Source organism: Streptomyces sp. NRRL S-350 (assembly GCF_000719705.1).
GTDB lineage: Bacteria > Actinomycetota > Actinomycetes > Streptomycetales > Streptomycetaceae > Kitasatospora.
In genome coordinates, this window is the sequence record NZ_JOHO01000003.1 from 217,508 (window position 1) to 229,596 (window position 12,089).

Below are 12,089 nucleotides of genomic sequence, written 5' to 3' on the forward strand. Positions count from 1 at the left end.
CGCGACGAGGGCTCCGGCGGGCAGCATCGGCGGTGTCGCAAACGGACCACGGAAACCGCAGGAGCCCGCAGATGGACGCCACTCGCAACACCACCGCCAGCACCGTCCCCAGCACCGTCCCCAGCGCCACTCGCAGCGCCGGTCGCAGCACCACCCGCCTCACCACCCGCAGCAACACCCGCCTCACCGCGTACGCCGTCGTCGGCGCCCCCGCGCTGATGGCCCTCTACGGCGGCATCCGGCTGGTGCCGGGCTCCCGGGAGCCCGGCCTCGGCTGGACGGTCGGCCACACCGCGATGTTCGCCGGACTGCTGCTGTTCGCGCCGCTCTTCCTCGCCCTGCGCCGGCTGCTCGCCCCGCGCGGCACGACGGCCGGTCGGGTCGCGGCGGGCGCGGCGCTGGGAACGGCCTTCGCTGGGCTCGCGGCCTCCCTGGTGCAGATAGGGATCGACCTGGTCGTCGGCCTGGCGGCGGCGGACAAGGCCGCGCAGGCGAGGTTGTTCGACCGGGTGCAGGACGTCCCGGGCGTGCTGCCGGCGGTCTACCAGGTCGGCCCGCTGCTGTTCTACGTGGGCCTGCTCGCCCTGCTGGTCGCGGCCGCGGTGGGGCCGGCCCGGACGCTGCGCTGGTGGAGCCCGGCGCTGGTGCTGCTCGGGACGGTCGCCTCGGCCGCCGACCTGGCGCTGATCCCGCTCGCCGCCGCCTGCTTCCTGGTGGCGCTGAGCCCGCTGGCCCGGCCCGGCGCCGCGGCGCCGCGCCCGGTACTGGCCTGACGAAGTCGGCCGGCCGGGGCGGCGGACGAGCGGCCGGCCGGAGCAGCGGACGCGCAGCCGGACGGATCGTCGGACGAGCGGCCGGACGGGCCCGTTCCCGCAGGGGGAGCAGCGGGCACCCGTCCGGCTCAGCTCATCCGGAAGACCGGCCCGCGCGGGGTGAACGGCAGCCCTGCCCCGCGGGGGATGAGGAAGGCGTGCTCCCGGCGCACCCGCAGCACGTCGCACCAGCCGTCGGTGATGACCAGGACCGGCGCCCCGGGCGGGAAGTCCTCGGCCCGCTCCAGCAGGTCGACGCCCGGCTGCAGGACGGTGCCGCCGCGCCCGCGCACCCGGACCCGCCCGGCGATCTCCTCGACCGGCAGGTACCCGGCGTCGTGCGGGGCGGCGTCGCAGTGCACCACCCGGGCGGCCGGGACGTCCCGGGCGGCGGCGTACGAGGCGATCGCGCCGAGCGCCTTGCCCAGCAGCGTCGGGTCCATCGAGCCGGAGGTGTCCAGGACGACGCCGAAGGTGCAGCGCGGCACCTCCTCCTCGGGGCGGTAGCGGCCGGCCCGGGGGATGTCCGGGGTGGCGGACTGCCGACGGGCGGGGCGGGAGTAGCTGCGCACCGGCTCCGGGCTCGGGACGAACTCGTCGAACCAGCGGGCCAGTCGGGCGTCCCAGGGCAGCGGCGGGTGGGCGAGCGCTCGGATCTCCTCGACCAACCCGGCGGGGAGCAGCCCGCGTTCGCGCCGGTGCAGTTCGAAGCCCTGCTGCAGGCCGCGCCGGTAGAAGTCGTCGAGGTCCACGTAGTCGCGCGGGCCGCGGTCGAGCGGTTCGCCGAGGATGTCCGGGCGGTTCTTCCCGGCCAGGGTGGCGAGGCGGCGGATCCGGCGCTGGTCGCGGACGATCCGGTCGTACACCTCCTCCGCCGAGAGGCCCTTCAACTGCGGGTCGTGCAGCAGTCCTTCGGGCATCTCGCCGACGCCCATCTCCAGCAGCCAGCCGTTGATGACGTAGTCGGCGGCGACGTTGAACAGGAACGGGTCGCGGCCGCCGCGGCGCTCGCCGTGCCGCAGGGCGGCGTGCAGCATCTCGTGGCCGAGGATGAAGCGCCACTCCTCGTCGGAGTGGTGGCGCAGCGGGTTGACGTAGATCTCGCCGGCCTCGGCGTTGACCGCGGCGACCGCGATGTCGTGGGCGCGGGCGAGTTCGGCGTCGGCGACCACGGTGAGGCCGGCCGCGATGCCGCCGAGCAGCGGGTACGAGGAGACGAACCAGTTCAGCGCCCTGGTCCAGGGCCGTTCGGGCAGACGCTCGCCGGTCCGCTCGTCGTACCGGCCGCCGGCCCGGTCCATCGCGGCGGACATGGCGCGGGTGAGTGCGGCGGCGAAGGCCGTCTCCCAGTCCTCGGGGGCGCGGGTGCGGCTGCGCCACTCGACCAGCAGCTGGTCGCGGTCGGCGGTGCCGGCCGTACCCGCCGCGTCGGCCGGCGGCAGGCCGTCGCGGCGCCAGCGGGCCGCCAGTTCCTCCTCGTCGCCGCCCGGGTACTCCTGCGGGAGGGCGAACGGGGCACGGCCGACCGGGAAGGTGGCCAGGAAGCGGTTGACGACCGCGCAGCGGGCGGCGGTCGCGAACCCGTCCGGCTGGACCCGGGTGCCGCGGGCGGCCGGGACGTGGCCGAAGCCGAGGTGCAGCAGGGTGTGCGCCAGCACCCAGGCCCACTCCTCGGGATCGGCCCGGCGGCGCGGGTCGACGTGCACCCGGCCGTCGGAGTCGACCACCGCCCAGTCGCCGGGCGGCGGAAGGGCGCAGTCCTCGGTGCGGCAGATCTCCGCGGGCAGGGCGCCGAAGGCCGGGTTGCCGCGCAGCAGCCGGACGCCCTCGGTGAAGGCCTCGGCGCCCGGATCCGGCTTCTTCGCCGCCGCGGGCCTCACCGGCGGGCCTCGACCAGCCGGGGCATGTCCCGGGCGGCCTCGATCAGGAACCAGGACGGCAGCACCGGGATGCCGTCCGTGCCGTCGGCGATCACCGTCTGGGCGACCTCCACCGAGATCTCGGCCAGCTGCACCAGCAGCGACTTGGCCCGGAACGCGGTCTGCCGCTGCGCCCCGGAGGCGTGCTCCTTGCTGGCGGGCAGCTCCTTGACCAGGCGGCCGCGGAAGGCGTCGGCCAGGTAGTAGAGCAGGTCGCGGTCCTCCGGCCGGTGCGGCCAGCGGGCGTCGCCCTTGAGGATCGACTCCAGGCCGTAGGCGTTGCGGACGATCTTCGCGTAGCCGCAGAAGGCGATCGCGTGCTGCGGGGTGAGCAGCCCGTACGCGAGCACCTTGAGCGTCTCGTCGTCCAGGGTGGGGCCGAAGGAGTGCAGCGTGTCGGAGAGCATGTGCCAGGCGCGCGGGGTGGAGAACGGCTCCTCGGACTTGGGCGGGGCGGACCACAGGTGGTCGGGCCGGTCGGTGAGGTAGTCGACGACCCAGGGGTGGATCCCGGCCCCGGCCGCCCACCGCAGCCAGTCCCCGGCGCTGGCCCGCAGGTGGACGTGCACCATGCGGTTGACCAGCGCGGACGCCATCGGGCGGGCGAGCGCGCCGTCGGTGGCGCGGTTTCCGGCGCCGATCACGATCGAGCCGGGCGGCAGCTCGTAGGAGCCGATCCGACGGTCCAGGATCAGCGAGTAGAAGGCCTTCTGGACGTCCGGCGAGGCCGCGTTCAGCTCGTCCAGGAACAGGCAGTACGGCTCGTCGCGGGCGATCTGCTCGGGCGGGCAGAACCGGGAGCGGCCCTCCGGGGTGAGCTGCGGGACACCGATCAGGTCCTCCGGGGCGAGCTGGGTGCCGACCAGGCTCACGCACTCCAGGCCGAGCGATTCGGCGAACGCCCTGACCAGGGAGGACTTTCCGATCCCCGGAGCGCCCCAGAGGAACACCGGGCGTACGGTGGCCAGGCCGAGCAGCAACTCGGGGATCTGGGCGGGCGAGACGCTGACTGCTCCCTGCACGGGGCTCCTTCGCGGTACGGCTGACGACCGGCCCAGTGTGCGGCGCGGGTTGACGCGCCGCACCCGTATTTTCGGTGGCCGCGGGCGGGGCGGCGGCCGTACCGTCCGGTGCATGAACGCGAAGCGCCCCCTGATCGCCGTGCTCACCGGAGCGGGCATCTCGACCGACTCCGGCATCCCCGACTACCGCGGCCCGCAGGGGCTGTGGCGGCAGGACCCGACGGCACAGGAGCTGGTCACCATCGGGCCGTACCGGGCGGACCCGGAGGTCCGGCGGCGGGCCTGGCGGATGCGGCTGGAGACGGGCGCACGGGGGGCCCGGCCGAACGCGGGGCACCTGGCCCTGGCCGACCTGGAGCGCTCCGGCCTGCCGCTTCGGGTGCTCACCCAGAACGTGGACGGCCTGCACCAGGAGGCCGGACTGACCGCCCGCAAGGTGCTCGAACTGCACGGCAACACGCGGGAGGTGCAGTGTCTGCGGTGCCGGGTGGTCGGGCCGATGGCGGAGGCGCTGGCCCGGGTCGAGGCGGGGGAGCCGGATCCGGCCTGCCGGGAGTGCGGGGGGATCCTCAAGCCGCGCACCGTGATGTTCGGGGAGAACCTGGACCCGGAGGTCCTCGGGCAGGCCGACTCGATCGCCCGGGCCTGCGACGTCTTCCTCGCGGTCGGCACCAGCCTGCAGGTGTTCCCGGTGGCGGCGCTGCCGTACGCCGCGGTGGAGTCCGGGGCGCGGCTGATCATCCTGAACGCCGAGGCGACGCCGTACGACGAGGCGGCGGACGAGGTGATCCGGGAGCCGATCTCCGAGGCGCTGCCCGTACTGGTGCGGCGGCTGGTGCGGGAACTGGTGCCGGACCGGGCCTGAGCGGGCGCCCAGGAGGGGGTCGACCGGGGCCGGAACGGGCTGGAACGGGGGGCCGGGAGGGGGCTGGAACGGGGGCCCGGAAGGGGGGCCGGAAGGGGCTTATATCGGGCGTACCGCGTGCGTACGATGATCCGTCCGGCTCCCCTTCACGGCCTGGAGTGATCGACGATGACGACGACGGCGAAGTTCGACCCCTGGTCGGCGGCGTTCGTGGCCCACCCGTACGACGCGTACGCCGACCTGCGCGAACACGCGCCGGTGACGTACTTCGAGCCGACGAACCAGTGGCTCGTCTCGCGCCACGAGGACGTCAGCGCGCTGCTGCGCGACCGGCGGCTCGGCCGCACCTACACCCACCGCTTCAGCCACGCGGAGTTCGGCCGCCCCGAGCCCGACCCGGCGCACGAGCCCTTCCACACCCTGAACGACCACGGGCTGCTCGACCTGGAGGCGCCCGACCACACCCGGATCCGCCGGCTCGTCTCCAAGGCCTTCACCCCGCGCATGGTCGAGGGCCTGCGCCCGACCGTCCGACGGCTGGCCGGCGAACTGGTCGACGACCTGCTCGCGGCCGGCGGGGGAGACCTGATCGCCACCGTCGCCGAGCCGCTGCCGGTCGCCGTGATCGCCGAGATGCTCGGCGTCCCGGACGGCGACCGGCACCTGCTGCGGCCGTGGTCCGCCGACATCACCGGGATGTTCGAACTCAACCCCACCGAGGAAGCCGCCCGCCGGGCCGTCACCGCGAGCACCGAGTTCTCCGACTACCTGCGCGCCCTGATCCGCGAGCGCCGGGCCGCCCCGGGCGACGACCTGATCAGTGCGCTCATCCAGGCCCAGGAGGGCTCCGACGCGCTCAGCGAGCAGGAGATGGTCTCCACCTGCGTGCTGCTGCTCAACGCCGGCCACGAGGCCACCGTCAACACCACCGGCAACGGCTGGTGGGCCCTGTTCCGGCACCCGGAGGAACTCGCCCGGCTGCGCGGCGCGGTGGACGGGCTGCTGCCCACCGCCGTCGAGGAACTGATGCGCTGGGACACCCCCCTGCAGATGTTCGAGCGCTGGGTCCTCGAGGACGTCGAGGTCCGCGGCGTCACCATCCCGCGCGGCGCCGAGATCGCCCTCCTCTTCGGCTCCGCCAACCGCGACCCCGAGCGCTTCGCCGACCCGGACCGCCTCGACCTCGGCCGCACCGACAACCCCCACGTCACCTTCGGCGCCGGAATCCACTTCTGCCTCGGCGCCCCGCTTGCCAGACTGGAGCTCACCGAGTCCTACGGCACCCTGCTGCGCCGGGCCCCGGGCCTGCGGCTGGTCCGCGAGCCCGAGTGGAACCCGGGCTACGTGATCCGCGGGCTCAAGGAACTGCTGGTCGAGGTCTGACGACGAGGGGGAACGGCCGTGGGCAAGGCGACGGGGGCGCTGCTGGGCTTGGCGATCGGTGATGCGATGGGCCGGGTGACCGAGTTCCAGGACGTCGAGCGGATCGCCGTCGACCATCCGGACTGGCGTCGACTCCCGCTGCCCGCCAGGGCGTTGGTCACCGACGACACCCAGATGACGCTCGCCCTCGGCCGCGGCCTGCGCGCCGCCCTGGCCCGCGGACCGCTGACCCCGCTGCGCGTGGAGCAGCCGGTCCGCGAGGAGTTCGTCGACTGGTGGCGCTCCCCGGAGAACAACCGCGCCCCCGGCATGACCTGCCTGCGCGCCTGCGAGCGGCTCAGCCGTCCCGAGTACCGCTGGCAGCAGGCCAGCGACGTCGGCTCCAAGGGCTGCGGCGCCAACATGCGGGTCGTCCCGGTCGGGCTGATCCGCGAACTGGACGCCCGGCAGCTCTCCGGCGCCGCCCAGCTGCAGTCCGCACTCACCCACGGCCACCCGACCGCCCTCGCCGCCAGCGACCTCACGGCGTATGCCGTCCGCAAGCTCGCCGAGGGCGCCCCACCCGCCGGCCTGCTCGCGGTGCTGCGGGCGTACGCGCTGGCGAGCCGCGGGCGCTACGACGAGTTCTGGCTCGGCGACCTCGCCGCCCGCTGGTACGGCGCCTCGCCGCAGGCCGTGCTCGCCCGAGGCTGGGACGACTGCCTCAAGGTCCTCGACCAGCTCCAGGCCGCGCTCGCCGCGCCCGACCTGGAGGCCGACCCCTGCCTGGCCACCGGCGAGGGCTGGGTCGCCGAGGAGGCCTTCGGCACCGGCCTGCTCTGCTTCCTGCTGCTGCCCGACGACCCGGTCGCCGCCGTCCGCCGCGCCGCCTACAGCTCCGGCGACTCCGACTCGCTGGCCTGCCTGACCGGCGCCTTCGCCGGCGCCCACCACGGCGAGTCGGCCTGGCCGCAGGAGTGGGTCGACCGGATCGAGCACCGCGACGAGCTGCTGGAGTTCGGGGCGCTCTGGGACTGACCGGTCGGATCAGACTTCCTGCTGCGAAGCTGCGACCGGAGAGCCACATAGCGGCGCCGCCTCATCGGGGCGCTTCATGACCAGCCGTGTACACCTTGACCACGTGGGGCGTCAGGCCGAGGAATGCGAGCGCCCGAACCTCGCCGTACGCCACGATCCGGTGGCCGATGCGCTGGACGGAGCCGGGGTCGAACAGCTCGTCGAAATACTCCAGTTGCTCGATGCCGAGCGGCAGTGCCCGCAGCGAGGCGAGCAGCGCCGACAGCGCGTCCGGCAGCTTGGCGAACTGCGCGGGTTCCGTGATGCCCTTGATCTCCACCACCACGGGACACGGGTCCGGCGAGGCCTCCTCGGATGCGCTCACGAGCCCCATCACGCACCACCTTCCGGGCCCACCAGAATGATCTTTCCAATGCCGTCCGGCCGGGACTCCCAGCCCCACTCCACGGACAGGGCCTCCACCAGAATGAGATGATCGTGACGCCGATCCTCGCCCGCCGGGCCGGCCATGACTCGCCGATGCTGCACCTGCGGCGAAGCCAGCCTGACGGCATGTTCGACCGCTTCGCCGGTCACGTCGAAGAACTGTGGGGGCGGGGGCGGAACATCTGGGAGGCGTCCGAGCATGGCCAGGCGTGACTACGAAGACGATCCGAACGCCCCCGAGGCCAACAGTCTGGTTCCGGCTGCTTCTGTGGTCGTCGTCGACGAGATCGGCCGAGTACTGCTGCACCGGCGCACCGACAACGGCATGTGGGCGCTGCCCGGCGGAAAGATGGAGCTGGGCGAATCTCTCGCGGGCTGCGGGATTCGCGAGACCCGCGAGGAGACCGGCATCGAGATCGAGATCAGCGGGATCGTCGGCACTTACACGGACCCGGGCCACGTCTTCGCTTACGACGACGGAGAGGTCCGCCAGGAGTTCTCCATCTGCCTTCTCGGGCGGGCGATCGGCGGCAGCCTCCGTACCTCGGACGAGTCCTTCGAAGTCGCCTGGTTCAAGCCGGACGAGATGGACGCGCTTCCCATGGTCGCCGGCATCCGCAAGCGGCTCCATGACTGGCGAAGTAGTCGGATCCCCGTCGTCCGGTAGCCGAGGCGGAACCGGTCGGCGAGGCGCCGCGTCGAAGGGGCATGACGAACCGCAGCATGCTCGGAAACCGCCGCCGTCGCCCGGCGGCGCTGCTGCTGGCCGCCGCGCTCGCCGCGCCGTTGGTCGCCGGGTGCGGCAGCACCGGGGCCGCCACCGGCGCGGAGCTGAGAGCCTCCGCGCCGGCCGCCCGGCCCGCCGTGGATCCGGCCCAGGTGGCCGCCGCCGCCAAGGGCACTGACGCCTTCGGGCTGGACCTCCTGCACACCCTCACCGCGGCGCCGGACGGCGCCGGGCGCAACACGGTGGTCTCGCCCGTCGGGCTGGCCACCGTGCTCGGGATGCTGTTGCCCGGGGCGCGCGGCGAGACCGCCGACGAACTCGCCAAGGCCCTGCACACCGAACTCGACCCGAAGCAGTACGCGCTCGCAGTCGGCGCGCTCGACCGGCGGACCGGGAACGGCGACCAGGACGCCCTGCACCAGGCCGACGAGGTCTGGACGCAGCAGGGCCTCCCCGTGGAGCCGGACTACCTGGCGACGCTCGCCGCCGCCTTCGACGCCGGAGTGCACACCACCGACTTCAAGAAGGATCCGGAGGGCAGCCGCAAGGCGGTCAACGCGGCCGTGGAGAAGGCCACCGAGGGGCGGATCAAGGACCTGTTCGCCCCGAGGACGATCGATCCGGACACCCGGCTGGTCCTCACCGACGCGCTCTACCTCAAGGCGAAGTGGGCTTCCGAGTTCAAGCCCGCGCACACCGCCGACCGGCCCTTCCACAAGCTCGACGGCTCCGCCCCGGCCGTCCCGCTGATGAGCCAGACCGGCGAGTTCAAGTACGCGGACGGCTCGGGCGGGATCGTCGGCGAGCCCTGGCAGGCCGTCGAACTCCCCTACGCGGGAACCACCTTGGCGATGGATCTGATCGTCCCCGCGCAGGGCGGCTTCGCTGCCTTCACCAAGGGGCTGGACCAGCCCCAGCTGGACCGGATCATCGGCGCCCTCGCCGAGCAGCCCGTCGACCTGCAGCTGCCGCGCTTCCACTTCGACACGTCCAACGAGCTCACCCCCGCGCTGCGCTCGCTCGGCGTCCACGCGGCCTTCGACAAGGCCGACTTCGGCGGCATCGCCAAGGATCCGCTCGCCGTGAGCACGGTGGTGCAGAAGGCCACCATCGAGGTCGACGAGGGCGGTACGGTCGCGGCGGCCGGCAGCGGCGCCGGGATCGCCGGGGCGGGGGCGCCGGCCCCGCGTCAGGCCGCCCAGCTGCACATCGACCGGCCGTTCCTGTTCCTGATCCGGGACACCACCAGCGGGCGACCGCTGTTCCTCGGCCAGGTCACCGATCCGCAGGCGAAGTAGCTACCAGAGGTAGCCGCCGGAAGCAGCCGCCGGAAGCAGCTGCCGGAAGCAGCTACCAAGCGGGGTAGCGCCCGCCGAGGGCCGGGTGGCGGGGGTCGCGACTGCCGAACAGCACCAGCAGGTCGTCCGCGACCCTCAGCAGCTCGGCCCGCCCCTCGACCGCCCCGGCCCACTCGGGCGGCAGCGCCGATGCGCCGTACGCGGCTCCGACCAGGTTGCCGCAGACCGCGCCGGTCGAGTCGCTGTCCCCGGAGTGGTTCACCGACAGCAGCAGCGCGGTGCGCACCGGGTCGGGGTCGAGGGTGGCCGCCAACAGCGAGTACACCGCGACGGCCAGGCACTCCTCGGCGATCCAGCCGAGCCCGACCCGCTCCACCGTCTCCGCCACGGGCTCGGCCTCCTGGGCCAGCCGCACCGCTCGGGCCAGTGCCTGGACGGTCTCCTTGGAGTTCGGCAGCTCGCGGATCTGCTCCACGGTCTCGCCGACCGCCGCCCACGGCTCCGTGCCGTTCGCCAGCCGCTCGACCAGCGCCGCGAAGGCGCCCGCCGCGAGGTAGCCGGTCGGGTGCCCGTGGGTCAGCTGGGCGCACTGCACGGCCAGCCCGAAGGACTGCTCGACGCCGAGCCGGGCCAGCCCGAACGGCGCCGAGCGCATCACGGTGCCGCAGCCCTTGGAGCCGGGGTTGACCGGCCCGGGCCGCCCGATCACGGACGGCGCCTCGAACACCGGGTGTTCGGACACCCCGCTCAGGCAGGCGTTGCCCGGGGCCCGCCGCGCGTACAGGAAGGGCTGCCGCAGCAGCCAGCCGTCGTACGGGCGGGGCTGCGGTTCGGCGTCCGGCGCGGGCTGGTGCTGGGTCAGCAGCCAGCGCCGGTAGGCGGCGTGCACGGCCTCCGGCACCGAGCCGCCGCCGCCCGTCCAGCCGCGGACGAAGCCGCGGATCAGGCCCTCGGCGGTGAACAGCGTCATCTGGGTGTCGTCGGTGACCTCGGCCGGCCCGGGGCCGGCCGGTAGCGCGGTCACGCCCTCAGGTCCGAATCCGCCCCGGATCTGGTGGAGTTGCTGGAACTCCACCGGCCAGCCCAGCGCATCGCCGATCGCTCCGCCGAGCAGTGCTCCGCGCACCCGGTCCCGGTACTCCGACTCGGCCGCCGGCTCCGTCACGTCGAATCCCCCTTGGTTCGTGGCGGAGTACGTTCTATCAGGTCTTCCTGCCCGGCTACCCGCGGATCTGTCCGGCACGCCCGTGCAGCGCGGCCCGGTCGGCGGCGGCGCGACCGGCCGCCCAGCCCACGCCGTCGCTGACCCGGACCCGCTGCGAGACCAGCTTCGGGAACAGTCGGCCGACTTCCTCGTCCACGGCCTCCGAGCGGGCGGCGAGCGCGGGCAGCAGCCGCTCGTCCGGCAGCAGTTGCTCCTCGGTGCCGTCCTCGCGCAGGTGCCGGCCGGCCGCGGCGGCGCTGGTGGTCCGCTCGGTGGCGGCGGTCAGCCGCTCGCGGATCCGCGCCGCGTACGCGACCAGGAAGGACTGCCGGAATGCCTTGCTGCGCGAGTCCCGGCGCGATCCCGCCGTGTTGAGCGCGTGGGTGGCCTGCACCAGCAGCGACGTGTAGAGCAGTTCGACGCCGTCGAGGTCGCCGTCGAAGCCGACGACGGTGCAGAACCCGAACTCCTTCGCCCACACGACCCGGCACCGGTTGGCCGCCGCGACCGCGTCCAGCAGCATCGTCTTCGGTCCCTCGTACGGGTTGTCGACCCCGATCCGCAGCGCCGCCGGGGCGTCGCGGTCGGCACCGGCGGCGGCCACCAGCGCCTCGTCGATGCTGTGCTGCGCCATCAGCTGCTGGGCCTTGGCGGTCAGCGCCTCGGCCTCCTCCGGGTACTCGGTGGACTCGGCCTTGGCGAGCAGCGCCCGGATCCGGGCCAGCATCCGCGGCTCGCCGGCCACCGGCCCGGCGTGCTGCGGCCGCACCGGCTGCCCGGGGGCCGGCCCCGCCGGGGCGATCGGGGGCAGCCGCCCCCAGGTGCGCAGCAGTTCCAGGACGGCGGTGGCGAGGGCGAAGCGGTCCAGCCGGTGCCGCTGGGCGAAGGACCCGAGGTACTGCTCGTCGCCGGGCCACCAGACCTCGGCCTCCAGCTCGCGCAGCTGCTCGTGCCAGCGCCGGTCGAGGGCCGCCGCGGGGTGGCGGCGGTTCTCGGCGGCGATCAGGTCCACGGCGAGGGCCAGGTGGACCGGCTTCAGCCCGCGCCGCACCACCCGCACCAGGTCCGCCGGGCGCCATCCGGCGGACCAGCAGCGGCCGACGGCGGTGTCCGCGTACCCCAGCAGCGCCCGGCTGACCGCCGGCCACTGCCCGGCCGAGGCGGCCAGCAGCGACGCCCCGGTGTCCAGCGCGAGGTCCAGACCCTCCTCGGAGGCCGTCAGCGTCGACCGCACCGCCTGCTCCAGCAGCGGCCCGGCGTCCCCGCCCTGCTGCGCGTGCTTGCCCACGGTGTGTCCCTGCTCTCCTCGACGGCCCGTTCCTCCTGCCCATGATGCCGGAGGCCGGTCCGGTGACCGGGGCCGGTCGGCGGCGGGGGCGCCCCGGGAGGGGCGGCTGGGGAGGCGGCGAGGGGGCG

At 74.3% G+C, this 12,089-nt stretch carries 11 protein-coding genes and 1 pseudogene; 7 read left to right on the top strand and 5 right to left on the bottom strand.

All coding sequences use genetic code 11. The features are described 5' to 3' along the window. Positions 1-71 precede the first annotated feature (71 nt). Complete coding sequence (locus tag IF30_RS0104790; RefSeq protein WP_199807821.1) at positions 72-773, top strand: hypothetical protein; 702 nt, start codon at positions 72-74, stop codon at positions 771-773. A gap of 128 nt (positions 774-901) precedes the next feature. Here IF30_RS0104790 and IF30_RS0104795 read toward each other — a convergent pair whose 3' ends face one another. Together IF30_RS0104795 and IF30_RS0104800 are read right to left on the bottom strand one after the other, a co-directional pair. After that, a complete protein-coding gene (locus tag IF30_RS0104795; protein ID WP_030232378.1) occupies positions 902-2,692 on the bottom strand; it encodes a DUF2201 family putative metallopeptidase in 1,791 nt (596 codons plus the stop codon). After that, complete coding sequence (locus tag IF30_RS0104800; RefSeq protein WP_030232381.1) at positions 2,689-3,753, bottom strand: ATP-binding protein; 1,065 nt, start codon at positions 3,751-3,753, stop codon at positions 2,689-2,691. Before IF30_RS0104800 ends, IF30_RS0104795 begins: the two co-directional genes overlap by 4 nt. A gap of 112 nt (positions 3,754-3,865) precedes the next feature. Between IF30_RS0104800 and IF30_RS0104805 the strand changes: the two genes are divergently transcribed. The 3 genes from IF30_RS0104805 to IF30_RS0104815 all read left to right on the top strand — a co-directional run bounded on the left by IF30_RS0104805 (position 3,866) and on the right by IF30_RS0104815 (position 7,018). Beyond that, positions 3,866-4,618, top strand: a complete 753-nt coding sequence (locus tag IF30_RS0104805; protein ID WP_030232383.1) for an SIR2 family NAD-dependent protein deacylase — start codon at positions 3,866-3,868, stop codon at positions 4,616-4,618. Between the two features lie 168 nt (positions 4,619-4,786). Beyond that, positions 4,787-6,001 (top strand): cytochrome P450, encoded by a 1,215-nt coding sequence (locus IF30_RS0104810; RefSeq protein ID WP_030232386.1) that lies wholly within the window; start codon positions 4,787-4,789, stop codon positions 5,999-6,001. An 18-nt stretch (positions 6,002-6,019) separates the two neighbouring features. Continuing rightward, positions 6,020-7,018, top strand: coding sequence for an ADP-ribosylglycohydrolase family protein (locus IF30_RS0104815; RefSeq protein WP_030232389.1), 999 nt, complete (start codon positions 6,020-6,022; stop codon positions 7,016-7,018). 61 nt (positions 7,019-7,079) lie between these two features. Here the strand turns inward: IF30_RS0104815 and IF30_RS0104820 are convergent, their stop codons facing one another. Then, positions 7,080-7,391 (bottom strand): hypothetical protein, encoded by a 312-nt coding sequence (locus IF30_RS0104820; RefSeq protein WP_030232392.1) that lies wholly within the window; start codon positions 7,389-7,391, stop codon positions 7,080-7,082. Between the two features lie 92 nt (positions 7,392-7,483). Here IF30_RS0104820 and IF30_RS49060 point away from each other — a divergent pair. From IF30_RS49060 to IF30_RS0104835, 3 genes and pseudogenes are all read left to right on the top strand, one after another. After that, positions 7,484-7,657 (top strand): annotated as a pseudogene (locus IF30_RS49060) (XRE family transcriptional regulator); the annotation flags it as partial. Beyond that, positions 7,644-8,111 carry an NUDIX hydrolase gene (locus IF30_RS0104830; RefSeq protein ID WP_030232396.1) on the top strand — a complete coding sequence of 156 codons (468 nt, stop codon included), beginning with the start codon at positions 7,644-7,646 and terminating at the stop codon, positions 8,109-8,111. The pseudogene IF30_RS49060 and the gene IF30_RS0104830, both read left to right, overlap by 14 nt. 41 nt (positions 8,112-8,152) lie before the next feature. Next, complete coding sequence (locus IF30_RS0104835) at positions 8,153-9,469, top strand: serpin family protein (RefSeq protein ID WP_051709236.1); 1,317 nt, start codon at positions 8,153-8,155, stop codon at positions 9,467-9,469. Positions 9,470-9,521: 52 nt separating this feature from the next. On the opposite strand, the gene IF30_RS0104840 is transcribed toward IF30_RS0104835, so the two are convergent. Continuing rightward, positions 9,522-10,634, bottom strand: coding sequence for an ADP-ribosylglycohydrolase family protein (locus IF30_RS0104840; protein ID WP_030232402.1), 1,113 nt, complete (start codon positions 10,632-10,634; stop codon positions 9,522-9,524). A gap of 55 nt (positions 10,635-10,689) precedes the next feature. Continuing rightward, on the bottom strand, positions 10,690-11,961 hold the full coding sequence (locus IF30_RS0104845; protein ID WP_051709238.1) for a DUF2786 domain-containing protein: 1,272 nt from the start codon (positions 11,959-11,961) through the stop codon (positions 10,690-10,692). Positions 11,962-12,089: the final 128 nt, after the last annotated feature.

Bases quoted from the DNA above. Each gene is read 5' to 3' on its own strand.
- IF30_RS0104790 (WP_199807821.1), top strand. From the start codon at position 72: ATGGACGCCACTCGCAACACCACCGCCAGCACCGTCCCCAGCACCGTC.
- IF30_RS0104805 (WP_030232383.1), top strand. From the start codon at position 3,866: ATGAACGCGAAGCGCCCCCTGATCGCCGTGCTCACCGGAGCGGGCATC.
- IF30_RS0104810 (WP_030232386.1), top strand. From the start codon at position 4,787: ATGACGACGACGGCGAAGTTCGACCCCTGGTCGGCGGCGTTCGTGGCC.
- IF30_RS0104820 (WP_030232392.1), bottom strand. From the start codon at position 7,391: ATGGGGCTCGTGAGCGCATCCGAGGAGGCCTCGCCGGACCCGTGTCCC.
- IF30_RS0104830 (WP_030232396.1), top strand. From the start codon at position 7,644: ATGGCCAGGCGTGACTACGAAGACGATCCGAACGCCCCCGAGGCCAAC.
- IF30_RS0104835 (WP_051709236.1), top strand. From the start codon at position 8,153: ATGACGAACCGCAGCATGCTCGGAAACCGCCGCCGTCGCCCGGCGGCG.